26 protein-coding genes are annotated in these 24,859 nt (G+C 67.6%); 17 read left to right on the forward strand and 9 right to left on the reverse strand.

Going from position 1 to position 24,859, the window contains the following annotated elements:
- Positions 1–26 precede the first annotated feature (26 nt).
- The 10 genes from AC07WJ_RS11910 to AC07WJ_RS11955 all read left to right on the forward strand — a co-directional run bounded on the left by AC07WJ_RS11910 (position 27) and on the right by AC07WJ_RS11955 (position 10,325).
- Entirely contained in the window at positions 27–1,061 is a 1,035-nt protein-coding gene (locus tag AC07WJ_RS11910; RefSeq protein ID WP_494934809.1) for an amino acid ABC transporter substrate-binding protein, read from the forward strand.
- A 117-nt stretch (positions 1,062–1,178) separates the two neighbouring features.
- A complete protein-coding gene (locus tag AC07WJ_RS11915) occupies positions 1,179–2,342 on the forward strand; it encodes an amino acid ABC transporter permease (protein ID WP_494934810.1) in 1,164 nt (387 codons plus the stop codon).
- Positions 2,339–3,418 carry an amino acid ABC transporter permease gene (locus AC07WJ_RS11920; protein WP_494934811.1) on the forward strand — a complete coding sequence of 360 codons (1,080 nt, stop codon included), beginning with the start codon at positions 2,339–2,341 and terminating at the stop codon, positions 3,416–3,418. Before AC07WJ_RS11915 ends, AC07WJ_RS11920 begins: the two co-directional genes overlap by 4 nt.
- An 87-nt stretch (positions 3,419–3,505) precedes the next feature.
- A complete protein-coding gene (locus AC07WJ_RS11925) occupies positions 3,506–4,714 on the forward strand; it encodes a CaiB/BaiF CoA transferase family protein (RefSeq protein WP_494934812.1) in 1,209 nt (402 codons plus the stop codon).
- Positions 4,715–4,820: 106 nt separating this feature from the next.
- Positions 4,821–5,312, forward strand: coding sequence for a nucleoside deaminase (locus tag AC07WJ_RS11930; protein ID WP_494934813.1), 492 nt, complete (start codon positions 4,821–4,823; stop codon positions 5,310–5,312).
- A complete protein-coding gene (locus AC07WJ_RS11935; RefSeq protein WP_494934814.1) occupies positions 5,312–6,817 on the forward strand; it encodes an ABC transporter ATP-binding protein in 1,506 nt (501 codons plus the stop codon). Before AC07WJ_RS11930 ends, AC07WJ_RS11935 begins: the two co-directional genes overlap by 1 nt.
- Positions 6,814–7,890: an ABC transporter permease gene (locus AC07WJ_RS11940; protein WP_494934815.1), complete on the forward strand. Its 1,077-nt coding sequence runs from the start codon at positions 6,814–6,816 to the stop codon at positions 7,888–7,890. The genes AC07WJ_RS11935 and AC07WJ_RS11940 overlap by 4 nt, the downstream gene beginning before the upstream one ends.
- Complete coding sequence (locus tag AC07WJ_RS11945) at positions 7,890–8,807, forward strand: ABC transporter permease (protein WP_494934816.1); 918 nt, start codon at positions 7,890–7,892, stop codon at positions 8,805–8,807. The genes AC07WJ_RS11940 and AC07WJ_RS11945 overlap by 1 nt, the downstream gene beginning before the upstream one ends.
- Before the next feature lie 395 nt (positions 8,808–9,202).
- Complete coding sequence (locus AC07WJ_RS11950; RefSeq protein WP_494934817.1) at positions 9,203–9,517, forward strand: hypothetical protein; 315 nt, start codon at positions 9,203–9,205, stop codon at positions 9,515–9,517.
- 94 nt (positions 9,518–9,611) lie between these two features.
- Positions 9,612–10,325 carry a Crp/Fnr family transcriptional regulator gene (locus AC07WJ_RS11955; protein ID WP_494934818.1) on the forward strand — a complete coding sequence of 238 codons (714 nt, stop codon included), beginning with the start codon at positions 9,612–9,614 and terminating at the stop codon, positions 10,323–10,325.
- Here AC07WJ_RS11955 and AC07WJ_RS11960 read toward each other — a convergent pair whose 3' ends face one another.
- On the reverse strand, positions 10,326–11,612 hold the full coding sequence (locus AC07WJ_RS11960) for an adenylate/guanylate cyclase domain-containing protein (RefSeq protein ID WP_494934819.1): 1,287 nt from the start codon (positions 11,610–11,612) through the stop codon (positions 10,326–10,328).
- Positions 11,613–11,816: 204 nt separating this feature from the next.
- Here AC07WJ_RS11960 and hpf point away from each other — a divergent pair, with 204 nt between their 5' ends.
- The 5 genes from hpf to AC07WJ_RS11985 all read left to right on the forward strand — a co-directional run bounded on the left by hpf (position 11,817) and on the right by AC07WJ_RS11985 (position 15,279).
- Positions 11,817–12,419 (forward strand): ribosome hibernation-promoting factor, HPF/YfiA family, encoded by a 603-nt coding sequence (hpf, locus tag AC07WJ_RS11965; RefSeq protein ID WP_494934820.1) that lies wholly within the window; start codon positions 11,817–11,819, stop codon positions 12,417–12,419.
- Between the two features lie 74 nt (positions 12,420–12,493).
- A complete protein-coding gene (gene ptsN, locus AC07WJ_RS11970; RefSeq protein WP_494934821.1) occupies positions 12,494–12,958 on the forward strand; it encodes a PTS IIA-like nitrogen regulatory protein PtsN in 465 nt (154 codons plus the stop codon).
- Complete coding sequence (locus AC07WJ_RS11975) at positions 12,955–13,761, forward strand: ABC transporter substrate-binding protein (protein ID WP_494934822.1); 807 nt, start codon at positions 12,955–12,957, stop codon at positions 13,759–13,761. Before ptsN ends, AC07WJ_RS11975 begins: the two co-directional genes overlap by 4 nt.
- 109 nt (positions 13,762–13,870) lie before the next feature.
- Positions 13,871–14,428, forward strand: coding sequence for a tetratricopeptide repeat protein (locus tag AC07WJ_RS11980; RefSeq protein WP_494934823.1), 558 nt, complete (start codon positions 13,871–13,873; stop codon positions 14,426–14,428).
- A gap of 68 nt (positions 14,429–14,496) precedes the next feature.
- Positions 14,497–15,279, forward strand: a complete 783-nt coding sequence (locus tag AC07WJ_RS11985) for a hypothetical protein (RefSeq protein ID WP_494934824.1) — start codon at positions 14,497–14,499, stop codon at positions 15,277–15,279.
- Here the strand turns inward: AC07WJ_RS11985 and mutS are convergent.
- On the reverse strand, positions 15,266–17,980 hold the full coding sequence (gene mutS, locus AC07WJ_RS11990) for a DNA mismatch repair protein MutS (protein ID WP_494934825.1): 2,715 nt from the start codon (positions 17,978–17,980) through the stop codon (positions 15,266–15,268). The two genes, AC07WJ_RS11985 and mutS, sit on opposite strands and share 14 nt — an antisense overlap.
- A 65-nt stretch (positions 17,981–18,045) precedes the next feature.
- Positions 18,046–18,783: an IclR family transcriptional regulator domain-containing protein gene (locus AC07WJ_RS11995; RefSeq protein ID WP_494935577.1), complete on the reverse strand. Its 738-nt coding sequence runs from the start codon at positions 18,781–18,783 to the stop codon at positions 18,046–18,048.
- Between the two features lie 273 nt (positions 18,784–19,056).
- Here AC07WJ_RS11995 and AC07WJ_RS12000 point away from each other — a divergent pair, with 273 nt between their 5' ends.
- Positions 19,057–19,920: a type 1 glutamine amidotransferase gene (locus AC07WJ_RS12000; protein WP_494934826.1), complete on the forward strand. Its 864-nt coding sequence runs from the start codon at positions 19,057–19,059 to the stop codon at positions 19,918–19,920.
- A gap of 111 nt (positions 19,921–20,031) precedes the next feature.
- A complete protein-coding gene (locus AC07WJ_RS12005; RefSeq protein ID WP_494934827.1) occupies positions 20,032–21,108 on the forward strand; it encodes a class I SAM-dependent methyltransferase in 1,077 nt (358 codons plus the stop codon).
- A 60-nt stretch (positions 21,109–21,168) separates the two neighbouring features.
- On the opposite strand, the gene AC07WJ_RS12010 is transcribed toward AC07WJ_RS12005, so the two are convergent.
- The 6 genes from AC07WJ_RS12010 to AC07WJ_RS12035 all read right to left on the reverse strand — a co-directional run bounded on the left by AC07WJ_RS12010 (position 21,169) and on the right by AC07WJ_RS12035 (position 24,775).
- Positions 21,169–21,342 carry a hypothetical protein gene (locus AC07WJ_RS12010; protein ID WP_494934828.1) on the reverse strand — a complete coding sequence of 58 codons (174 nt, stop codon included), beginning with the start codon at positions 21,340–21,342 and terminating at the stop codon, positions 21,169–21,171.
- 74 nt (positions 21,343–21,416) lie between these two features.
- The gene (locus AC07WJ_RS12015; RefSeq protein WP_494934829.1) at positions 21,417–21,758 is read right to left on the reverse strand and encodes a type II toxin-antitoxin system PemK/MazF family toxin; all 342 of its coding nucleotides are present in this window, start codon (positions 21,756–21,758) and stop codon (positions 21,417–21,419) included.
- Positions 21,751–22,062: an antitoxin MazE-like protein gene (locus AC07WJ_RS12020; protein ID WP_494934830.1), complete on the reverse strand. Its 312-nt coding sequence runs from the start codon at positions 22,060–22,062 to the stop codon at positions 21,751–21,753. The genes AC07WJ_RS12015 and AC07WJ_RS12020 overlap by 8 nt, the downstream gene beginning before the upstream one ends.
- A 63-nt stretch (positions 22,063–22,125) precedes the next feature.
- The gene (gene lepA / locus AC07WJ_RS12025; RefSeq protein WP_494934831.1) at positions 22,126–23,931 is read right to left on the reverse strand and encodes a translation elongation factor 4; all 1,806 of its coding nucleotides are present in this window, start codon (positions 23,929–23,931) and stop codon (positions 22,126–22,128) included.
- A 71-nt stretch (positions 23,932–24,002) separates the two neighbouring features.
- Positions 24,003–24,155 (reverse strand): hypothetical protein, encoded by a 153-nt coding sequence (locus AC07WJ_RS12030; protein ID WP_494934832.1) that lies wholly within the window; start codon positions 24,153–24,155, stop codon positions 24,003–24,005.
- A gap of 131 nt (positions 24,156–24,286) precedes the next feature.
- On the reverse strand, positions 24,287–24,775 hold the full coding sequence (locus AC07WJ_RS12035; RefSeq protein WP_494934833.1) for an OsmC family protein: 489 nt from the start codon (positions 24,773–24,775) through the stop codon (positions 24,287–24,289).
- Between the last annotated feature and the right edge of the window lie 84 nt (positions 24,776–24,859).

Here is a 24,859-nt window from a genome sequence, read left to right on the forward strand (position 1 = left end):
GCGCGGGGGGAATGGGAGCCATATCCATGAAATATCTGTTCCGTGGCGCGCTGGTAGCCGCCATCCTGGGCGGAGCCGGCGCCGCGAGCGCCCAGCAGCTCGCCCCGAGCCCGACGCTCGACGCCATCCGCGCCCGCGGCCATCTCGAATGCGGCGTGCATCTCGGCCTGCCGGGCTTCTCCTTCGCCAATGACAAGGGCGAGTGGACCGGCCTCGATGTCGACTATTGCCGCGCGCTGGCCGCCGCCGTCCTCGGCGATGCCACGAAGGTGCGGTTCACGCCGACCTCGGTGCAGCAGCGCTGGCCGGTGCTGCAATCCGGCCAGGTCGACGTGCTCTCGCGCAACACCACCATCACCTATTCGCGCAACGTCACGCTCGGGGTGAATTTCCAGGGCATCAATTTCTACGAGGGCCAGACCTTCATCGTGCGCACCGCCTCGGGCGCCAAGAAGCCCTCCGATCTCGAGAACGCCTCGATCTGCGTCGCCGCCGGCTCGACCGAGGAGCGCATGGCGGCCGACTATTTCCGCGAGCGCAATCTCAAGGTCTCGATCATCAACTTCCAGAAGAACGACGACGCGATCGCCGCCTATGACGCCGGCCGCTGCGACAGCTACACCGCCGGCCTCGGCGCGCTCGCCGGCCAGCGCATCAAGCTGAAGAACCCGGCCGAACACACGATCATGACCGAGACCATTTCCAACGATCCGCAGGGGCCGGTGACCCGCTGGGGCGACGAGCGCTGGCAGGCGATCGTCCGCTGGGTGCTGAACGGCGTGATCGCCGCGGAATATCTCGGCGTCACCTCGAAGAACGTCGACGACATGCGCGCCAATTCGAAAAACGCCGAGATCCGCCGCCTGCTCGGCGCCGATGGCGGCTTCGGCGCCATGCTCGGCCTGTCCAACGACTGGATGTTCAACGCCATCAAGCAGGTCGGCAATTACGCCGAGAGCTATGAGCGCACCGTCGGCAAGGGCTCGCCGCTCGGCCTCGAGCGCGGCCAGAACCAGCTCTGGACGCGCGGCGGACTGCTGTTCACTCCGCCGTTCCAATGACCTGACGGCCGGCGCGCCCGGGGCTGCCCGGGCGCGCCGGCCTGACCGTCCCGCCGCCATCGCGGCCTCTCCTCGCCGTCGCGGGAGAGGCCCACCGTCCTCCTGACGTCGTGTGCCATGGCTGAACTGACCCGGCTCATCTACGACAAGCGTGTCCGCGAGATCTTCTGGCAGGTCGTGATCCTGCTCGCCCTCGTCGTCGTCACCGTGTTCATCGTGCGCAACGCGTCGCAGAACATGGTCAATGCCGGCATCGCCTCCGGCTTCGACTTCCTGTGGCGCACCTCGGGCATCGACGTGCCCTTCGTGCTGACCGGTTACACCAGCAATTCTAATATTCTGGGTCTGCTCTGGGTCGGCGTGGTCAACACCCTGGTGGTCACCATCGTGTCGATCATCGGGGCCACCTTGCTCGGCTTCGTGATCGGCGTGGCCCGGCTGTCGAAGAACAAGCTGCTGTCGGGCATGGCGGGCGCCTTCATCGAGATCGTGCGCAATATCCCGCTCCTGTTCTTCGTCATGTTCTGGTACTCGCTGGTCATCAACGCCTTGCCGGCGCCGCGCCAGTCGATCGGCATTTTCAGCGTCGCCTTCCTGAACAATCGCGGCCTGACCATTCCGGTGCCGACCGAAACCTCGGCCTTCAGGATCGCCGCCCTGGTGGTGATCGCCGGCATCGTCGCCCAGGCGGCGATCGCGCTGTGGGCGAAGCGCCGGCGCGACGAGACCGGTCAGATCTTTCCGGCCTGGGCCACCGGCCTCGGCCTGCTCATCGGCCTGCCGATCCTCGCCTTTTGCACCGCCGGTTTCCTCACCACCTGGGACGTGCCGGCCTTTCGCGGCTTCAATTTCCGCGGCGGCTTCGTGCTGGTGCCGGAATTCGTCGCGCTGTTCCTGGCGCTGACCGTCTATACCGCCGGCTTCATCGCCGAGGTCGTGCGCGGCGGCATCCAGGCGGTGGTCAAGGGCCAATGGGAAGCGGCTTACGCGCTTGGGCTCAGGTCGAACCGGGCGCTGAATCTCGTCGTCATCCCGCAGGCCATGCGGGTGATGATCCCGCCGATGACCAGCCAATATCTCAACGTGCTGAAGAACTCGTCCTTCGGCGCGGCCATCGCCTATCCCGATCTCGTCAGCGTCTTTGTCGGTTCCGCGCTCAACAATACCGGGCAGGCGATCGAGATCATCGCCATCACGCTCGCCATCTACCTGGCGATCGGGCTCGCCGTATCCGGCTTCATGAACTGGTACAACGCCAAGACAGCGCTGGTGACCCGATGACCCAAGTGGCCAGCTCCGATCTCGCCCGCCCGCGTGCCCCGTCGGTCCTCCGGCGGTTGCGCGGCGACTATTTCGCGACCCCGCTCGACGCCATCGTCTCGGCGCTCTGCATCGTCGCCCTGGTGGCGATCCTCGTGCCGGTCGTCCGCTGGGCGCTGATCGACGCCAATTTCGTCGGCACGACGCGCAACGACTGCACCGGCGGCGGCGCCTGCTGGGTGTTCATCCGCGCCCGGTTCGGCCAGTTCATGTACGGGCTCTATCCCATCGAGGAGCGCTGGCGCATCAATCTGGCCGGCCTCCTGCTGCTCGCCACCGTCGCCCTGTCGTTCTGGAAGGCCATGCCGCAGCGCGCCCGCGTCGTGCCGCTCATGTGGGTGGTCGTCCTGGTGGTCGGCGTCTGGCTGCTCCGGGGGGGCCTCGGCCTGGCTCTGGTCGAAACCCGGCAATGGGGCGGGCTGATGCTGACCGTCTTCCTGTCGGTCTATGCCGGCGTGCTGGCGGTGCCGCTCGGCATCGTCATGGCGCTCGGCCGGCGGTCGGAACTGCCGGTCATCCGCATGCTGTCGACCATTTTCATCGAGTTCTGGCGCGGTGTGCCGATCATCACGGTGATCTTCCTGGCCTCGCTCCTGCTGCCGCTGATCATGCCGGTCGGCTGGGACATCGACCGGCTGGTGCGGGCCGTCGTCGGCCTTGCCTTCGTCATCGCCGCCTATATGGCGGAAGCGGTGCGCGGCGGCCTGCAGGCGATCCCCAAGGGCCAGTGGGAGGCCGCCGCCGCGGCGAGCCTCGGCTATTGGACCACCACCCGGCTGATCGTCCTGCCGCAGGCGCTGCGCATCGCCATGCCGGCCATGACCAACGAGTTCATCGCCCTGGTGAAGAACACGTCGCTGGTGTCGATCGTCTCGATCTTCGACCTGCTGGGCATCGCCCAGGCCTCGCTGGCCGATCCCAACTGGGTCGGCATGAACAACGAGGCCTATGTCTTCGCCGGCTCGGTCTACTGGATCATCTGCTTTGGCCTGTCGCGCTGGGCCCGCCGGTTGGAAGGCAAGAAGACGAGCTATTAGCGGGCGGCATCGGCATCGTGGTTCGGCCATTGCCGGGCCGCGGTCACGCGGCTAGTTCTCCGCGATCTTCAGCCGACGGAAATCGCCATGTCCGAATCGTCAGCCGGCCCCCTTGCCGACATCAGGGTGATCGAGCTCGGCTCGTTCATCGCCGGGCCCTATTGCGGCCAGCTCCTGGCCGACATGGGCGCCGACCTGATCAAGTTCGAGGATCCCGGCAAGGGCGACGCCATGCGCCAATGGGGTTACGCCAAGAAGGACGGCGCCTCGGTCTGGTGGCCGGTGATCGGCCGCAACAAGCGCAGCATCACCGTCGATCTCAGGAAGAAGCAGGGCCAGGCGGTGCTGCGCCGGTTGATCACCGAGGCCGACGTGCTGCTGGAGAATTTCCGGCCCGGCACGCTGGAGAAATGGGGCCTGACCGCCGCGGCCCTACAAGCCATGAACCCCCGGCTGATCATCGCGCGGGTCTCCGGCTACGGCCAATATGGACCCTATGCGGAGAAGGCGGGTTTCGCCGCCGTGGCCGAGGCGATCGGCGGCATGCGCGTCATCAACGGCTATCCCGACCGCCTGCCGACCCGCACCGGCCTGTCGATCGGCGATACGCTGGCCGGCATCTACACGGCCTTCGGCATCCTGGCGGCGCTGCACCAGCGCGGCCGTGACGGCCAGGGCCAGGTCATCGACGTCGGCCTGACCGATGCGATCCTGGCGGCGAGCGAAGGCATCGTCGCCGAATATTCGGTCACCGGCCATGTCCGCGGCCGCACCGGCCTGACCGCGCCGGGCTTCGCGCCGTCCAACATCTATCCCACCCTGGATGGCCATCACATCGTCATCGGCGCCAATGCCGACACGATCTTCGGCAGGCTGGTCGAGGTCATGGGCATGGCGGAACTCGCCCGCGACCCGCGCTTCGCCACCCATGGCGCGCGCGGCCGGCCGGAAAATCAGGACGAGATCGACCGGATCATCGCCGACTGGACCGGCACGAAGCCGCGTGACGAGCTCTTGAAATTGCTGGACGCGGCCTCGGTCCCGGCCGGCGCGGTCAATGACGCGGCGGCGGTCGCCGCCGATCCGCATTTCCGCGCCCGCGACATGGTGGTCGAGGTCGAGACCGCCGAATTCGGCCCGATGGTCATGCAGGGCGTGGTGCCGAAACTGGTGCGCACGCCGGGCAAGATCCGCTGGCCGGGGGCGCGGCTCGGCGAACATACCGACGCGGTGCTGGCGGCGGCGGGCTACGCGGCCGACGAGATCGCCGCGCTGCGCAAGGATGGGGTGCTCTGATATCGGCTTGCCGGACAAGGCACGGGCCCGAACCGGGCCGGCGAATCCGGCTTTCGAATCGGGCTTGCGAATTGACTTGAGCCCCGCGTCCGCGTGTGATCGTCCAATGACCGACCCAGCCTCCGCCTCTCTCGATTCCCTGTTCATGGCGCGCGCCGTGGCGCTGTCGCGCGAGCATATGGAGAAGGGCGAAGGCGGGCCCTTCGGCGCGGTGGTGACGATCGGTGACACGGTCGTGGCCGAGGGCTGGAACCAGGTCACCTCGACCCATGATCCGACCGCCCATGCCGAGGTGGTGGCGATCCGGCGCGCCTGCGCCGCGCTCGGCCGCTTCGACCTGCGGGGGGCGACGCTCTATACCAGCTGCGAACCCTGTCCGATGTGCCTGGCCTCGGCGCTCTGGGCGAGGCTCGACCGCATCGTCTATGCCAATACCCGTGCCGATGCCGCGGCGGTCGATTTCGACGACGCGCCGTTTTATGACGAGGTGGCGCGCGCGCCGTCGACCACCATGGTCGCGATGCAGCATCAGCCGGACCGCGCGGCGCTGGCGGTGTTCCGGGACTGGGCCGCCAAATCCGACAAGGTCGCGTATTGATGGCTGCCCTGATCGAGGCCCGCGGCATCGTCAAACGGTTCGGCGCGCTCACCGCCAATGACCATGTCGACCTGACCGTCGAGCCGGCCGAGATCCACGCTTTGCTCGGCGAGAACGGAGCCGGCAAATCGACCCTGGTCAAGATCCTCTACGGCCTGCTGCAGCCGGCCGAGGGCAGCATTGCCTGGGCCGGCCGGAATGTCCGCCTGGCCAATCCCGCCGAGGCGCGCGCGCTCGGCATCGGCATGGTGTTTCAGCATTTCTCGCTGTTCGAGGCGCTCACCGTTGCCGAGAACGTCGCACTGTCCCTGCCGCGCGCCACCGCCATGCCGCGGATCGAGGCGGCCGTGGCCGAACTGTCGCGCGCCTATGGCCTGCCGCTGGAACCCAAGCGGGAGGTCTGGTCGCTGTCGGTCGGCGAGCGCCAGCGCATCGAGATCGTCCGTGCCCTGATCCAGAACCCCAAACTGCTGATTCTCGACGAGCCGACCTCGGTGCTCACCCCGCAGGAGGTCGAACAGCTCTTCGCCACCCTCGAGGCCCTGAAAGCCGAGGGCCGCAGCGTGCTCTATATCTCGCACAAGCTGGACGAGGTGCGCCGGCTGTGCGACCGCGCGACCATTCTGCGCGGCGGCAAGGTGGTGGCGGCCTGCGATCCGCGCGCCGAGACGGCAGCGAGCCTGGCCCGCCTGATGGTCGGTACCGATGTCGCTCCGCTCAAGGCCGTGACCCATGCCGTCGGGCCGCTCAGGCTGGAGGTGAGGGAGCTGTCGCTATCCGCCGCCGACAGCCATGGCGTGACGCTCGACCGGATCTCGCTCGACGTCAGGGCCGGCGAGATCCTCGGCATCGCCGGGGTCGCCGGCAATGGCCAGGACGAGCTGTTTCAGGCCCTGTCGGGCGAAAGGCCGAGCCCGCCTGAGGCGATCCTGATCGACGGCAAGCCGGCCGGCCGCGACGGCATCACCACGCGGCGGCGGCACGGCGCGGCTTTCGTCCCGGAGGAGCGGCTCGGCCACGCCGCGGCGCCGGATTTCTCACTGACCGACAATGCGCTTCTGTCGGGCCACGCGACCAATGGCTTCGTCGCGCGCGGCCTGATCGATCGCGCCGCCATCGGCCGCTGGGTGGCGCGGGTGGTCAAGGCCTTCGACGTCCGCGCCGGCGGCGGCGATCCCATGGCCAAGGCCCTGTCCGGCGGCAACCTGCAGAAATTCGTGGTCGGCCGCGAGATCCTGCGCGAGCCGATGCTGCTGATCGTGGCGCAGCCGACCTGGGGCGTCGACGCCGCGGCCGCCGCCGCCATTCGCCAGGCGCTGATCGATCTGGCCGTGCGCGGCGCCGCCGTCGTGGTCATCAGCCAGGATCTCGACGAGCTCTATGAACTGGCCGACCGGCTCGCCGTCATTTCCGCCGGAACCCTGTCGGAAGCCCGGCCGGCAGCCGATTTTTCACGCGAACAGGTCGGCCTCCTGATGGGCGGCATCCACGGAGCCCCGGCATGAGGCTGCAGCTCGAACGCCGCGACCGGTCCGCCGCCTGGCTGTCGCTGGCTTCTCCGCTGGCCGCCGTGCTGCTGACGCTCGCCGCCGGCGCCATCCTGTTCTCGCTGATGGGCAAGAACCCCCTGGCCGCTCTGAAGGTCTATTTCCTCGATCCCCTGTCGGACGGCTGGGCGCTGCAGGAACTCGCCGTCAAGGCGACGCCGCTGGCGCTGATCGCGGTGGGCCTGAGCCTCTGCTACCGCTCCAACAACTGGAATATCGGCGCCGAGGGCCAATTGGTGGCCGGCGCCATTTTCGGCTCCTGGGTGGCGCTCTCGACCCACGGTGTCACCAACGGTCCCTGGGTACTGCCCGCCATGCTGGCCATGGGCGCGCTGGGCGGCATGCTGCTGGCCTTGATTCCGGCGCTGCTGAAGATCCGTTTCGGCGCCAACGAAATCCTGACCAGCCTGATGCTGGTCTATGTCGCCGAACTCGCGCTCGACTATCTCGTGCGCGGCCCCTGGCGCGATCCGAAGGGTTTCAATTTCCCGCAATCGGTCAATTTCGAGCCCGAGGCCGTGATGCCGCTGCTTCTCGGCGGTGGCCGCCTGCATATCGGCTTCATCATCGCCGTGGTCGTGGCGGTCGCGGCGAGTTTCATGGTCGGCCGCACGCTGAAGGGTTTCGAGATCCGCCTGGTCGGCTCGGCGCCGCGCGCCGCGCGGTTCGCCGGCTTCGACGACCGGCGCACCACCCTGTTCGTCTTCGCGGTCTCCGGTGCGCTGGCGGGCCTTGCCGGCATTATCGAGGTGGCCGGACCGATCGGCCAGCTGCAGCCGTCGATCTCGCCCGGCTACGGCTTCACCGCCATCATCGTTGCCTTCCTCGGCCGGCTCAATCCGGTCGGCGCGCTGGTCGCCGCCCTGTTCCTGGCGCTCACCTTCATCGGTGGCGAGAACGCCCAGATCGCGTTGCGCATACCGCTCGATCTCACCCGTGTGTTCCAGGGCCTGCTGCTGTTCTTCGTGCTCGGCTGCGACACTTTCATTCTCTATCGCCTGCGCCTGGTCGGTCGCGAAAGGGTCGCCTGATGGGGATTGTCGAAGCCATCCTTCTGACCGTCGTCACCGCCGCGACACCCCTGTTCATCGCCGCTCTCGGCGAACTGGTGACCGAGCGCGCGGGCGTGCTCAATCTCGGCGTCGAGGGCATGATGATCATCGGCGCGGCGACCGGCTTCGCTGCCGCCGTCCTGTCCGGCTCGACGCTGGTCGGCTGCCTCGCCGCGATCGCCGCCGGCATGGTGATGGCCGGCCTGTTCGCCGGGCTGGCGCTGGGTCTTGCCACCAACCAGGTGGCGACCGGCCTGGCGCTGACCATTCTCGGCCTCGGCCTGTCCGGGCTGATCGGCGCCGATTTCATCGGCGCCCGGCGTGATCCCATGCAGAAGCTGAGCCTGCCCTGGCTGAGCGATCTGCCCGGGGTCGGCAAGCTCCTGTTCCAGCAGGACCCGGTAGTCTACCTGTCGCTCCTGCTCGGCGGCGGCGTCTGGTGGTTCCTCTATCGCTCGCGCGCCGGCCTCGTCCTGCGCGCCGTCGGCGAGAGCCATGGCTCGGCCCATGCGCTCGGCTATTCGGTGCTGAAGATCCGCTTCCTGGCGGTGCTGTTCGGCGGCGGCTGCGCCGGGCTCGCCGGTGCCTATCTGTCGCTCGCCTATACGCCGTTCTGGTCGCCCGGCATGACCGCCGGACGCGGCTGGATCGCCCTTGCCATCGTCGTCTTCGCCAGCTGGCGGCCGGGGCGCGCCATGATCGGCGCCTATCTGTTCGGGGGCGTCACCATCCTGCAGCTGCATGCCCAGGCCCGGGGTCTGGGCATCCCGAGCCAGCTCATGTCGGCCTTGCCCTATCTCGCCACCATCCTGGTCCTGGTGCTGATCAGCCGGACCGGCCGGGTGGCGAGCCAGGCGCCGGCGGCGCTGGGCACGCCCTTCGTGCCGGACCGCTAGCCGTGCTGATCGGTGATTGTCCTTTGGTCGGAGCGGAACGGGGGGCCGGGGCCTGTCCGGTAATCCAAGCGAAGGCAGAATGCCGCCGATCATTAGCGGGCGGCGATCCTCACGGCGTCTTGCCCGGGCTTGCCCCTGACATCCACGTCTTCCTCCCGGCCAAGACAATTCGTGGATGGCCGGGACAAGCCCGGCCAAGACGAGGGTTGCTCCCCCGGTCCCGCGCGCGTCCCTGATAGCCACGGCTTGCTCGCACCGAAAACGGCCCAATCCGCCATTCCCTCCAATCGACCAATCGGCCATTCCGTGATGGCCGTCACATCGTGGGACAGCCCTTCCTGGCACCTTGGCTTCACCGAGAGCAATCAGGCTTCGGCCAAGCCCAGGAGAGTTTCATGACCAGCAAGACGATCAGGTTCCTCGCCATCGCCGCCCTGGCCCTCGCCGGTTCGGTCGCCATTGCCACCTCCGATGCCGAGGCCCGCAGTGGCCATGGCGGCGGCGGGCGCGGCGGCGGGTTCCATGGCGGCCACGGCGGCCATGGCGGTTTCCGCGGCGGCCATGGCGGGTTCCACCGGCACGGCCATTTCCATCGCCACGGTCACTTCCATCGCCATGGCCATTGGCATCGCGGCCACTATCGCTTCGGCTATTACGGTGGTCCGTCCTGCGAATGGGACTATTACCGTCAGATGCGCGTCTGCTTCTGAGCCGGGCCGATCGCCCAGTGCGACCTGCGGGGGTGGCGAAAGCCGCCCCCGTTCGCCTTGTGCTTTGGCCGTCAGGATGCCAGCGTCACCCGTCATGCCGAAAGCCGCGCCGCGCCTCGACGATTTCGCCACAGCCGCGCCGGCGGGCCGGCCCCATTTTTTCGCCGCCTTGCCGGCCGACATGACGACGCGCCTGCTGGAGCGCGCCGCCACCGTGAGGCTCGATCCCGGACAGACCCTGTTCCTGGTCGGCGATCCGGGCGACGGCTGCTACCTGATCGATGACGGGCTCCTGAAGGTCGAACTCGCTTCGGAAACCGGCATCCAGCGCATTCTGGCGCTGCTGCGGCCGGGCTCGGTGGTCGGCGAATTGTCGCTGATCGACGGCCAGCCGCGCTCGGCCTCGGTCTCGGCGCTGCGTCCGGCACGGCTGCGGTTCATTTCGCGCGCCGCCTTCGACGACCTGGCATCGCGTGACAACGCTATCTTTCGGGCCATTGCCGCCTTGCTCGCCGGTCGCCTGCGCGACACCAATCTGGCGCTGGCCACCGCCAATTTCATGGCGGTCAAGGGTCGGGTGGCACTCGCCCTGGTGGCGCTGGCCGAGGGTTTCGGCCAGGACGTCGGATCCGGCCGGACCCTGATCAAGGTCAGGCTCGGCCAGGCCGACATCGCCGCCATGGCGGGCGTATCCCGGGAGACCGCCAGCCGCATGTTGAACGACTGGCTGCGCAAGGGCGATATCAGCCGGCTCGCCGGCTATTATTGCCTGGAGCGGCCGCAGGTGATCACCCGCGCCGCGAGCTGATCACGGCACCGACGCCGGCCTTTCGCCGACGAGGAAGAAGCTTTCCGCCTGGCCGATGCCCTTCAGCGCGACCATGCCGCGCGCCTCGAACAGGAATGCCGCCTCCGTCGCATCGTGGAACGCCCGGCTGACATGGATGCGGCCGGGCGCGCCGCTGCTCTCCATCCGCGAGGCGGTGTTCACCGCATCCCCCCAGAGGTCGTAACCCATGCGGGTGCGGCCGATGACGCCGGCGGTGGCGACGCCACGGTGAATGCCGACGCGCAGGTCCAGCCGGTGCCCGGCGAGCGCCGGCCTGGCCTTCTGCGTCTCGATCATGGCGAGCGCGAACCGGCCCATGCGGAGCGCGCCGTCCTGGCCAGCCTCGCCGATGCCGGCCGCCACCATGTAGCTGTCGCCGATGCTCTTGATCTTCTGGACGCCGTGATCGGCGCAATTGTCGTCCCAGGCGCGCGCCAGATCGTCGAGATAGGCCACGATCACATCGGGCGGCAGCCGGTGCGAGGCGGCGGTGAAGCCGACGAGGTCGGCGAACAGGATGATCGCGTCGTCGAGGCGATCGGCGATCGGTTGCGACGGATTGGCCTTGAGCCGTTCGGCGATCAGGCTGGGCAGCAGGATGTCGAGCAGCGAATCGGAGCGGGCGAGTGCGGTTTCGACCTCGTTCTGGGCCCGGCGCAGCGCGGTCAGGGCATAAAAGATCATCACCGCATTGATCAGGATGGCGTTGAGCATGCCCTGGATCGCCAGCGAGCGGCGGATCGCCATGTCCTCGGGCACGATCAGGCCTTGCGGCGAAACCAGGAACAGGGCGGCGATCAGGGCGGCGAAGGTCGCGGCCAGGAACGGTAGCCAGAGGCGCCAATTGTCGATGCCGACCAGGAACAGGATGCCGCCGGCAAGGGTGAAATAGACCTGCAGGCCGCTGTCGCGGCCGAGCATGGCGACGACGAAGCAATTGCCGGCGATGACCAGGCCGAGCAGCGCCACCGCGCCGGCATTGGGACCGCGTCGGTGCAGCCGGTGGATGAACAGTTCCGCGATCACCATCAAGGCGTTGTAGAGATGGATCACCATCATGCCGTCGAGGTCGTGCAGCGCATTGGTGACCAGGTGCGACCCGGCATTGGCCATGGCGGCGAATGTCGCGACATTGGCCAGCCGCTGCCGCCGGGCGACCTCCTTGTCGGTGCTCACGATGCCGATCGAAATCGCCCGCTCGACCCAGGCCGGCAGCGCGATGGCCCGTCTCCCGGGCTTTGGGAACAGCTCAGCATCCGGCGTCACGAGCGCTCCATTCCTGGGTAATCCATCAGTCTTATCAGATATTAAGCCGCATATTGGCGAGGCCGGATCCGGCCCGCGCGGGGGGATCCGTGCCGATGTCGCATTGACTTGTCATTTCGTAATCCGTAACCGTCACCTACATAAGAAGATGGAAGCGGGACGGCCCACCGGCCCGCCTTCCGAACAGACGATCGGGGGAGCCTTATGGCTCTGCGCATTTCTGGCAAGAACCTCGATATCGGTGAAGCGCTTCGTGAACGAATCGCGACGCGCGTGGGAGATGCCACCGGACGATATGCCGATGGCCGCTATACCGGACATGTGACCGTCGAGAAGGAAGCCCACGGCTTCCGCGCCGTCTACGCGCTGCATCTGGCAAGTGGCACGACGCTGCAGGCCGAGGCCTTCGCGGCCGATGCCTATGCGGCCTGCGACCTCGCGGCGGAGCGCATCGAGAAGCGGCTGAGGCGTTATGCGCGGCGGCTGAAGGACCGGGCCGGCGGCAATCATGTGCAGTCCGCCACCGTCGAGGCGCGGTCTTATGTGATCGAATCGCCGCTCGACGGGGTGGGCGAGGATGACGGCGGCACCGGCGAATTCGAGCCGGTGATCATCGCGGAGCAGACCGCCAGCCTGAAGCGCATGACGGTGGCCGATGCCGTGATGGAGCTGGACGTCACGGGGGCGCGGACCATCGTGTTTCATCACGCTGTCCACGGAAGGGTGAATGTCGTGTACCGGAGGGCCGACGGGCATGTCGGTTGGGTGGATCCTCCGGCTGCGGCGGCGCTTGGCGGACCTACCTGATCCGTCATGGCATCGTCATTGCATGGGCCGAGATAGAGGCCCGCGTCCAACACGCTATCCCAAGAAGGCAGCCAATGCCGATCCATGACATCATCGCCGAAGGCGCGATCATCCCCTTCCTCCACGTGGACTCGAAGAAGCAGCTGCTCCAGGAGATTGCCGCGAAGGCCGCGGAATTGACCGGCCGTTCGGCGCGCGAGATCTACGACACCCTGAACGAGCGCGAGCGCCTTGGGTCGACCGGCGCCGGCAGCGGCATCGCTATTCCGCACGGCAAGCTGCCGAAGCTCGAGCGCGTCACCGGCCTGTTCGCGCGCCTCGACCGCCCCGTGGATTTCGATGCCATCGACGGCCAGCCGGTCGACCTGGTCTTCGCGCTGCTGGCGCCGGAAGGTGCGGGCGCCGATCATCTGAAAGCCCTGTCGCGGATCGCCCGGCTGACCCGCGACCCCGGCAATGTCCAGAAGCTGCGCTCCGCCCGCGACGAGGCGTCCCTGCGCCTGCTGCTGGCCCAGCCGGTCACCTCGAACGCCGCATGATGCGGGGCTGGGCGGCGGCGCTCGCGCTGTTGGCTCTGCTCCCGGCGGCCGCGGCCGCGCCCCGACGGGTGGTTTCCTTCAATCTCTGCGCCGATCAGCTGGTGCTGGCTCTGGCCGATCCCGGCCAGATCGCCGCGCTTTCGCCTTATGCCCGCAACCCCGGAATTTCGGCTGCGGCCGCCGCGGCCCAAGCCTTTCCGGTGACATCGGGATCGGCCGAAGAGGCGCTGGCACTCGGCGCCGACCTGGTCTTCCTCGGCCCGCGCGACCGGCTCGCCACGGGTCAGTTGCTGGACGGACGCGGCATCCGCGTCGAGCGCATGCCGCTCGCGACCTCGCTCGACGACGCCAAGGCGATCATTCGCCGCACCGCCGCGATCCTCGGCCATGCCGAACGCGGCGAGGCGCTCGCAGCCCACCTCGATGCCGCCCGCGCCGGGCCCGGGCCCGCACCGACCGCGCTGCCCTACGAGCGACGCGGTTATGCCGCGGGACCGACCACCATGCTGGGCGACGCGCTGGTCCGTGCCGGCTTCCGTCATGCCAGGCCGGACATCGGCTTCGGCGGTTTCGTCAGCCTGGAGACCATCGTGCGGCTTCGGCCCGATGTCCTGGTGCTGAACGCCGCGCCGGGACGGGCCGACGATCAGGGAACGGCGCTGCTGACCCATCCGGCGCTCGCCCGCCTCTATCCGGCCGGCCGGCGGATCGTCGTTCCCGACGTGCTGACGGTCTGTCCTGGTCCGGGACTGGTCGAGGCGATCGCGCGCCTCGCCGCCGCGCGCACGGCTGCGACCCGCTGACGCCGGTTCATCGGCGCAATTCCACCATGGTTGTTGTTTCAGCTCTTGGCCTGGGCGAGGCGAGTGCTTAGCTACCCTCGAGTTCGCCGGTCAATTGCGCGGAGACGTCGTGTCGGACCCGATCGCCTTCGAGGACTGCCTCAAACTTGTGCTGTCGCTGGATGCGGCGACGCCGGCATCGGCCCAGCCGAAACGGCTGGACGGCCTGTTCCGCGATCTGTCGCGCTTCGAGCCGCGCCGGCCGGCCTATGAGCTGCAGGACCTGATCTGGGCGATCTGGACCAATCATCGCGATCCCCATGCCGACGAAGCCATGGAACAGGCGATCAACGCCATGGCGGTCAAGCATTACGACATGGCGCATCTGGTGCTCGACGCGCTGGTCGACGCCCGGCCCGATTGGTCGGAGGCCTGGAACAAGCGGGCGACGTTGCATTTCATCCGGGGCGACGATGCCAATGCCGTCGCCGATGTGATGGAAACGCTGAAACGCGAGCCCAGGCATTTCGGCGCGATCTCTGGTTTCGCCCAGATCTGCCTGCGCCACGGACGTGAAGCCGATGCGCTGGCCGCCTTCGAGGTCGCGCTCGGCATCAACCCGCATCTCGAAGGTGTTGCCGCGCTGGTCGCCGAGATGCACGCCAAGGGCGGGCGGGTCCTGCACTGACCGGGCTGCCTCGGCGGCGGCGAACCGGCTACATGGGTCGTCCCGCATTCGCATCGGCTTGAATTTCCTTGTCCCTGCTTCCCCTCGCGCTGAAGGCGCTGTCGACGGCCGTGATCGTCGTTTCGGCCGCCGTCGTCGCCGAGCGGACCCGGCCGTTCCTGGCGGCCATGGTTCTGTCGCTGCCGGTTTCCACCGGCCCGGCCTATGTCCTGCTGGCACTCGACCACGATGCGTCGTTCATCGCCTCGGCAAGCCTGTCCAGTCTCTCGGCCAATGTCGCGATCGTGCCGGCGGCTGTGGCCTATGCGCTGTTCGCCCGGCGCGGCTTCGGCCTGACGGCCTCGTACAGCGCCCTGCTGTCGGCCTGGCTCGTCACCGCCCTGCTGGTCCGGATGGCCGATTGGCCGCTGGTGCCGGCGCTGCTGCTGAACCTCGTTGCCTTCGGCGTCGCCATCCCCGTCACATGGGCGTGGCGCAAGGCGAAGATGGGGCCGCCGCCGCGTCGCAGCTGGTATGACATCCCGTTGCGCGCGGCGCTGGTGGTCACGCTGGTGGTGCTGGTGGTCACCGTGTCGGAATGGATCGGCCCGGCGGTCACCGGCGTCGCGGTCCTGTTCCCGGCGAGTTATTCGAGCTTCATCCTGCTGATGCACCGCCGGCTCGGCGGCCCGGTGGTCGCCGCCGCGGTCGTCAACGGCTTGGTCATGTTGATCGGTTTTGTCGGCTTCCTGCTGGCGATCCATCTGTTCGCCCGGGCCGGCCACGTCTGGGCCGGCCTGCTGGCTGGCTTCGTCGTCCCGGTGCTGTGGTCCTTCGCGCTGCTGGCGGCGAACCGTCTCAAGCCTTCCTGAGGCTGGCTCGCCTGGCTTTCAGCGCATAAAGCGCCTCATGCGCCTGGCGTGGCGTCATGTCGTCGGGGTCGATCGTATCGAGCAGGTCCAGCGCCGGGTCCGGTTTCGCCGGTTCCGCCTGCGGGCGCGGCGCCGCCGCGAACAAGGGCAGGTCGTCGACCAGCCGCCGGACCGGCGCCGCCCGGTCGGTCGCCTCCAGTTCGCCGAGCACATGTTTGGCCCGCTCGATCACCGAAGGCGGCAGGCCGGCGAGCTTGGCCACCTGGATGCCGTAGGACCGATCGGCGGCACCCTCGGTCACCTCATGCAGGAAGATCACGTCGCCCTGCCATTCCTTCACCCGCATGGTGGCGTTGTGCAGGCGCTTGAGCCGTTTCGACAGCACGGTCAGTTCGTGGAAATGGGTGGCGAACAGGGACCGGCAGCGATTGGTCTCATGCAGGTGCTCGACCGCCGCCCAGGCGATCGACAGGCCGTCGAAAGTGGCGGTGCCACGGCCGATCTCGTCGAGGATGACCAGGGCGCGTGATCCCGCCTGGTTGAGGATCGCCGCCGTCTCCACCATTTCGACCATGAAGGTCGAGCGGCCGCGCGCCAGGTCGTCGGCGGCGCCGACCCGTGAAAACAGCCGATCGACCACGCCGATATGGGCGGAGGCCGCGGGCACGAAGCCGCCCATCTGGGCGAGCACCGCGACCAGCGCGTTCTGCCTGAGGAAAGTCGATTTACCGGCCATGTTCGGGCCGGTGATCAGCCAGATCCGGCCCTTGCCGTCATGGCCCGACAATTCGCAGTCATTGGCGACGAAGGCGGCGGTACGGGCGATCGCCTGCTCGACCACGGGATGGCGGCCACCCTTGACCGCGAAGGCGAGCGACATGTCGACCAGCGGCCGGACATAGGACTGTTCGACGGCCAGCGTCGCATTGGCGCTGGCGACGTCGAGCGTCGCGATCGCTTCGGCCGCCTGTTTGATCGGCGCGGCATGGCCGAGCACGGCTTCGCTCAGCCGCTCGAACAGCTCGAGCTCCAGCCCGAGCGCGCGGTCGGCGGCTCCGGCGATCTTGGCCTCCAGCGCGCCGAGCTCGGTGGTGGTGAAGCGCATCACGCCGGCGAGCGTCTGCCGGTGGATATAGGTCGCGTTCAGCGGCGGCTTGAGGAAGGCGTCGCCGTGCTGCTGCGCCACCTCGACGAAATAGCCCAGCACGTTGTTGTGCTTGATCTTCAGCGCCCGGATGCCGGTCTCCTCGGCATAACGCGTCTGCAAGCCCGCGATGATCCGCCGGCTCTCGTCGCGCAGGCCCCGGGCCTCGTCGAGATCGGCGAGATGACCGGGGCGCACGAAACCGCCGTCGCGCTTGAGCAGCGGCAATTCGTCGTCGAGCGCGTCGGCGAGCATGCCGGCGAGCGCCGGGTCCGGCTGCGACAACCCATGGGCGACCGCCACCAGCTCGCCTGCTGTCTCGCCGGCGATCAGTTCGGCAAGGCTTCCGGCTGCGACCAGCCCCTGGCCGATCGCAGCGAGATCGCGCGGACCGCCCCGGCCCATGGCGATGCGCGTCAAGGCCCGGGCCATGTCGGGCGCGCTCTGCAATCGCGCCCGGATCTCGGCCCTGAGCGCGGTCGCCGCGGCCAGCGCCTCGACCGCGTCGTGGCGGGCGGCGATCGCGTCCGGATCGGTCAGCGGATTGGCCAGCCGGTTGGCCAGAAGGCGCGCGCCGGCGGCCACGACGGTGCGGTCGATCGCCGCCAGGAGCGAGCCCGAGCGCTCGCCGCCGAGCGTGCGCACCAGTTCCAGATTGGCGCGCGTCGCCGCATCGATCAGCATGGTCGCGCCCTGCGCCTCGCGCACCGGCGGCGACAGCGGCGGCCGCGAGGCCAGCTGCGTGCGCTCGACATAGGTGACGGCGGCGGCCGCCGCCGTCAGTTCGAGGCGCGAGAACGTGCCGAAGCCGTCGAGCGTCTTGACGCCGAAATAGCCGGCCAGCCGCCGCTCGGCGCTGGCGCCGTCGAAAACGTCGCGCGGCGCCGGCGACACCGCCTTGAACGAGCGCCAGAACGGCGCGATCTCGGCATCGGCGAACAGCGCGTCGGACACGACGATCTCGCCGGGATCGATGCGGGCGATATCGGCCGACAGCCGGCCGCCATCGGTTTCGGCGACGCGGAACTCGCCGGTGGAAATGTCGAGCCAGGCCAGCGCAAAGGCATCGACCGAGGCGACCGAGGAGGTTTTCGCCCGCGCCACCGCCAAAAGGTAATTGTTGCGCCGCGCCTCGAGCAGCGAATCCTCGGTCAGCGTCCCCGGCGTGACCAGCCGGATCACGTCGCGATTGACCACCGATTTCGCGCCGCGCTTGCGCGCCTCGGCCGGATCCTCGGTCTGTTCGCACACCGCGACCCGGAAACCCTGCTGGATCAACCGGTGCAGGTAGTCTTCGGCCGCGTGCACCGGCACGCCGGCCATCGGGATGTCCTGGCCGAGATGCTTGCCGCGCTTGGTCAGCGTGATGCCGAGTGCCCGCGAGGCCGCCACCGCATCGTCGAAGAACATCTCGTAGAAATCGCCCATCCGGTAGAACAGCAGGCTGTCCGGATTGGTGGCCTTGATCTCGATATATTGCTCCATCATCGGCGTCACGCGGGTGTCCACGGGCACGTCGGAAGCGGGGTCGGAATCATTGGGAGCGCGGGTCAGCATGGCGACGGACGCTGGCAGGTGGCAGCCGCGATTTCAACCGCCGGAGCCGATCCGCCCACAGGCGATCAGCCGATGATGCGTGACATCTCGGCCTGCACGGCCTTCAGCTTGGGCAACAGGTCGCGCACCAGCATGTCGGGCGAAAACCGGCTCGCGTGGGTGCCGACATTGACGGCGGCCAAGGTCCGGCCGCGGATGTCGATCACCGGCACGGCGATCGAGGTCAGGCCGATCTCCAGCTCCTGGTCGATGATGGCGAAGCCGTCGGCGCGCGCCGAGGCGATCGCCGCCATGATGGCGGAAACCTCGGTGCGGGTCTTCGGCGTCAGCGGCCGGCGGGTGGAGGTCTCGACATGGCGGCGCGCCTCGTCCTCGGGCAGGGCGCCGAGCAGGACCCGGCCCATGGAGGTGCAGAAGGCCGGTAGCCGGGCGCCGACCGATAGGCCCACCGACATGATCCGCTTGGTGGCGGCGCGCGCCACATAGACGATCTCGCTGCCGTCGAGGATCGAGGCCGAACAGCTTTCGCCGATGGCTTCGCTCAGCCGCTCCAGCGCGCTCTGCAGGATGGCGGTGAGCGGGGTCGAGGACAGATAGGCATAACCGAGCTTCAGGACGCGCGGCGTCAGCCGGAAGAACTTGCCGTCGGTTTCGGCATAACCGATGCGCGCCAGCGTGATCAGGCAACGCCGGGCCGTGGCCCGTGTCAGGCCGGTCATGCGCGCGATGTCGGCAATGGTCAGCCGCTGATGGTCGGTGTCGAAACAGGCGATTACCGCCAGGCCCTTCTCCAGGCCCAGCATGTGGTCGCGGTCGATTTGCCGGAAACTGTCGGTGGTCAGGTCCAAGGAAGCCTCCCGGGGCCGCGTGCGAACATCGCACGTGATGCCGCTTTTCCGCTGCCGGGGCAACAGGCAGCCGAACCGCGCGCAACGACGCGGCCCCGGCGGGGCGCCAGGCAGAAACAAAACCGTGATATCGGGTCGCAGGAAGGCCGGATCTGTAACGCGTACCGGCCTCTTTTCGCCGTCTCCATGTCGCGGTACATGCTTTTGTCCCGCCTGGAAGCCGCTCCCATGACCCTCCGCCTGCTCGTCGTCGAAGGCAACAATGCCGCCGACCGTGCCCGCCATGCCAATGCGCGCGGCGCCATCCCGTCCGAAGCCTATGCCGAGGTGCTGCGCGAGCTGGCGCCCGACGCCGTGATCGACCTGTGTTTTCCCGCCGATCGCCAGGCCAATCTGCCCGATGCCGCCGGGCTCGAAGGATATGACGGCGTGGCGCTGACCGGCTCCTCGCTGAACCTCTACGACATGACGCCGGAGATCACCGCGCAGATCGATCTGGCACGGGCGGTGTTCGCCGCGGGAACCCCGGTGTTCGGCTCGTGCTGGGGCCTGCAGGTGCTGACCGCGGCGGCCGGCGGGGTGGTGCGCAGGAACCCCAAGGGGCGCGAAATGGGCATTGCCCGCAAGATCGCGCCCAATGACACCGGCAAGGCACATCCCTTGCTGGCCGGCCGGCCGGCCGCCTTCGACGCCTTGGCCGTGCACCAGGACGAGGTCGATACGATGGCGCCGGGCACCACCCTGCTCGCCTCCAACGGCATGAGCGAGGTTCAGGCCGTCGAGATCAAGGTCGGCCGCGGCATCGCCTGGGCGGTGCAATACCATCCTGAGTTTTCCTTTGGCGAAGTCTCGGCCATTGGCGGCGCGCTGGGCAGCCGGCTGATCGACGAGGGCTTCTTCGAGGACCAGGCGGACCTGCAGCGCTGGCGCGCCGACCTCGACCGGCTGGAGGCCGACCCGGCCAACAAGTCCGTCGCCTGGCGTCATGGCCTGGATGCTGAAATTCTCGACAAATCCAGGCGCCGCAGCGAAATCGGCCAATGGATCGAGGTCATGGTGCGGCCGGCCAGAACGGCGCGCGGCCGGGCCTGATCACGCGATCTTGCGCCCTTAAGGTCAGCATGGCTGCCTTACGGTTCGTCCGGATGGACGGGATGAATCACCGTGCTAGCGTCCCCATATCGTGGGCAGGAGGAGCTTGTCATGGCCCCTGTTGAGCAGGCGGGTGCAGCGGCCCGGCTGGTTGTGCCGCCGACCGCCTGGCCGGCGCGCTGGCTGCGCCTGGTATCCGATGCCCTGACCTATGGACCGCCCTCGGCGGCGGTGAACTTCTTCACCGGGGCGCAGCGGCCGGTCGACCCGGAGATGGTCTGGCGCTTCTTCACCCATCCCTACCCGCGTGCCATCCAGTACGTCGTCGACAATTACCCGCCGGCGGCCCGGCGCCGGCGGCTGGTTGCCCGCATGCTCGAACAGTCGCATGCCGGCGGCATCGAATATCACTATGACCTGTCGAACGATTTCTACCGGCTGTTTCTCGACAAGACCTTCATGTTCTACAGCTGTGCCGACTTCGGATCGCCGGGCGACACGCTCGAACAGGCGCAGCTGAACAAGGCCAACCACCTCCTGTCGCTGATCGATCCGAAACCGGGCGAGGCGATCCTGGAGCTCGGCTGCGGCTGGGGGTCGATGCTGCGCCATATCAGCGCCCATACCGGCGATATGAAGAGCCTGTCGGGCTACACCCTGTCGCGCGAGCAGAAGCGTCATATCGAGGAGAATTTCGGCTTCAACGTCATGCTCGAGGATTTCGTCACCACCGACCTCGGCCAGGAGCGCTACGACAAGATCTATTCGATCGGCGCCATCGAACATGTCCGCCCCGACGAGATCCTGCCGCTGGCGAAGAAGATCCACGCGGCGCTGAAGCCCGGGGGCCGCGCGGTCCACCACTTCTTCTCGCTGAACGGCGACGATCCGACCGCGACCTCGATGGTGACCGCGCAGCTGTTCTTTCCGGGCTCGATCCTGTCGCTGCATGGCCAGCATCTGGCCGCGGCGCGCGAGGCCGGCTTCACCCTGACCCATGATTCCGAACACGATTACCGGCCGACGCTGCGCGCCTGGTTCGACAATCTGGTGGCCAATCGCGACCGGGCGCACGCGCTGGTCGGCATTCAGCAGACCAACAAATACCTCGCCTTCTTCGCCACCTCCTGGGCCTTCTTTAACCTGAAACAGGCCACCTTGCACCGGCTGGTGCTGGTCAAGGGGTAGAGGGGTTTGCGTCACCCACGGGGAGACTCACGAGATTCGATGATCGATCTCCTGAAGTCCTCACTTCTCCTTGCGAGCACCTTTGAACGGGTTCCCATCCTGTTTGACGTCCATAAACCGGCCAGTCTCGGTGTCGCGCTTAACCCACTGGTCGGTTTGCGGATTATAGGTCTGCGAGCGATCGCGAACGGCGCCAATGCGATGGCCATCGCCGCGGGGCGGATTGGTTGCCATGTGTTCCTCCACGAGGCGAGAACATATGGGAAACATAGGGTGAGTCGCGGTCCATGCGCAAGATTCTGCGCGCGCTATCTGGTGAGCCCGAGTACCACCAAGAGCGCACTCTCGAGACGTGCCATGGCATCGCCTTCGAAACGTCCGATCACGCCGCGGATCTGCTCCCGTCGCAGGAACGTGATCTTGTCGACCATGACCTGAGAGCGGGCCTTGAGGCCGTTCTCAGCTGTGGGATCGATGATCGGCCGGAGTGTCGGCGTGGCGTCGTCGACATCGGACGACATGGGGCAGATGACAATGGATGTTGTCGTTACCCCCAGTTCATCGGCTTGAACGATGATACCGGGCCGCGGTTTGCCGATATCGCCTTGTGCAACGATGAGAACCACATCGCCGCGCCGCAAGTCAGCCACCGATGGTGCGCGCGGTATCGACCCAATCATCCAGGGCCGCGTTGTCAGGATGCGCGGCGAGCAATCTGGCTTCGTTTGCGATGGCCGCACGCACGTCTTGACGGCGCAGATCGGGAACCCTGTGGCGCACGACACGGAGCTTGTTGGTGTCACGCCCCTCGGCCGGGCCTTGAAAGGGCTTGCCGTCCTCCCGCAGATCCAGGACGCGGCCCGTGTCGGCATCGCGCGGGATCGCCGTCGGCTTTACCGCGCCCTTCGGCTTCTTGACGATGCGTCGATCCGACTTGCCAGGGGGATTGGCCATCGTTTCCGACCTCTTGCCTCTCCTTGAGGCTAACAGTTCTTCTGGCGCCTGCCCACGGCCTTCCTACACATCCACCTTCAGGGCGGCGATGAAGGCCTCCTGCGGAATGTCGACCTTGCCGAACTGGCGCATCCGCTTCTTGCCCTCTTTCTGCTTGTCGAGCAGCTTGCGCTTGCGCGAGATGTCGCCGCCATAGCACTTGGCGGTGACGTCCTTGCGCAGCGCCGAGATGGTTTCGCGGGCGATCACCTTGGCGCCGATCGAGGCCTGGATCGGGATCTTGAACAGGTGCTGCGGGATCAGGTCCTTCAGCTTTTCGCACATGGCGCGGCCGCGATGCTCGGCGCGCGCCCGGTGCACCAGCATGGAGAGCGCGTCGACCGGCTCGGCATTGACCAGGATCGACATCTTCACCAGGTCGCCCTCGCGATAGTCGGTGATCTGGTAGTCGAACGAGGCATAACCCTTGGAGATCGATTTCAGCCGGTCGTAGAAGTCGAACACCACCTCGTTGAGCGGCAGGTCATAGGTGACCATGGCGCGGGCGCCGACATAGTTGAGGTCGATCTGGACGCCGCGGCGGTCCTGGCAGAGCTTCAGCACGGCGCCGAGATAGTCGTCCGGCGTCATGATCTTGGCGCGGATCCACGGCTCGGAAATGGTCTCGATCTTCATCGGATCCGGCATGTCGGCCGGATTGTGCAGCTCGATCAGGTCGCCGTTGCGCAACAGGATCTGGTAGACCACCGATGGGGCGGTGGCGATCAGGTCGAGATTGAACTCGCGCTCCAGCCGCTCCTGGATGATCTCCAGGTGCAACAGGCCGAGGAAGCCGCAGCGGAAGCCGAAACCGAGCGCCGCCGAGCTCTCCATCTCGAAGGAGAAGCTCGCGTCGTTGAGGCGCAGCCGGCCCATGGCCGCGCGCAGATCCTCGAAATCGGCGGCGTCCTGCGGGAACAGGCCGCAGAACACCACCGGCTGGGCTGGCTTGAAGCCGGGCAGGGCCTGGGCGGTCGGCTTCTTGTCGTCGGTAATGGTGTCGCCGACGCGGGTGTCGGCGACCTCCTTGATCGAGGCGGTGATGAAGCCGACCTCACCCGGGCCGAGATCGCCGATATCGGTCATTTTCGGCGTGAACACGCCGATCTTGTCGATGTCATAGACGGCGCCGGTGCCCATCATCTTGATCCGGCTGCCCTTCTTCATGCTGCCGTCGATCACCCGGACCAGCACGATGACGCCGAGATAGGCGTCGTACCATGAGTCGACCAGCATGGCCTTCAAGGGCGCGTTGCGGTCGCCCTTGGGCGGCGGCAGGCGGGTGACGATCGCTTCCAGCACGGCTTCGATGTTCAGCCCGGTCTTGGCCGAGATCGGCACCGCCTCGGAGGCGTCGAGGCCGATCACCTCCTCGATCTGCTGCTTCACCCGGTCGGGCTCGGCGGCCGGCAGGTCGACCTTGTTGAGAACGGGCACGATCTCGTGACCGGCGTCGAGCGCCTGATAGACATTGGCCAGCGTCTGCGCTTCGACGCCCTGCGAGGCATCGACCACCAGCAGCGATCCTTCGCAGGCCGCCAGCGACCGCGACACCTCATAGGCGAAGTCGACGTGCCCGGGCGTGTCCATCAGGTTCATGACATAGGTCTTGCCGTCATGAGCCGCATAGTTCAGCCGGACCGTCTGGGCCTTGATGGTGATCCCGCGCTCTTTCTCGATATCCATGTTGTCGAGGACCTGTTCGGTCATCTCGCGCGCAGTCAGGCCGCCGGTGGTCTGGATCAGACGGTCGGCGAGCGTCGACTTGCCATGGTCGATATGGGCGACGATGGAGAAATTGCGGATCAGTTCGAGCGGCGTGTCGGTCATGGGGCCGCACATAGCAGCGCTGGGCCGAAGTTTAAAGGTTTGCCGCGCGTTGCCGGTCGATTGAGTCCGGCTCAGCTGTCGGCCGACCGGGCGAAGGCGGTCTGCGAGCCGAGTTCGTAGCGGATCTGGCGGGCGATCGGGCGGGTGCCGCGCAGGGCCCCGGTGACGATGCCGAGGGCCAGCAGGCCGGCGCCGAACGACAGGATCCAGGCCGACATCTTCATGGCATCCTCCTCGTCACGGCGCGGGAGGAGGATGTCGGCCGCGGGCTCTCGCCGCTGTGCGCGCGGTCACAGGACCGGCGAATGGCGCAGCGATCGCCGGCGGGGCGTCGAGCGCCGCCGGGTCCGCCTCGTCACGGTGCGGGCGCGCGTTTCAAGGCCGTGGTGATCTCGATCTGATGGCTGAGCGTGCGATGCACCGGGCATTTGTTGGCGATTTCGACCAACCGCTCGCTCTGGTCGTCCGACAAGGCGCCGCCATGCTCGATGGTGCGGTCGAAATATTCGACGAAAGTGCCGCTCGGAAAGCCGTCCTCGGTCGCCCGTTCCTCGCGCCGGCGCGATACGCGCACCACCACCGGTGCGATCGCCCAGCCCTTGCGCCGCGCATAGGCGCCGATCGTCATCGAGGTGCAGGCGGCGAGCGCCAGCTGCAACAGCTGGTGCGGGCTCGGGCCCTTGCCGGTACCGCCGTCCGCGACCGGCTCGTCGGCGATCAGTTCATGCGGCCCTGCGAACATCTGCTGCTCGAAGCCCGTGACGTCACCGCTCGCGACGATCACCGTGCCGGGCGTGGCGGTCGTCTCGCGGCGGAGCGCGGCTTGCAGGTCGGGGGTCATCATGGCGGGCTCTCCTCGCTTGGATCCGCAGGCGCCGGCGCCCGGACCCCGCGGGAATTGAACAGCAAGGCCGGGATCCTGTCGAAC

Source organism: Phreatobacter sp. GW821-FHT04C01 (genome assembly GCF_059420385.1).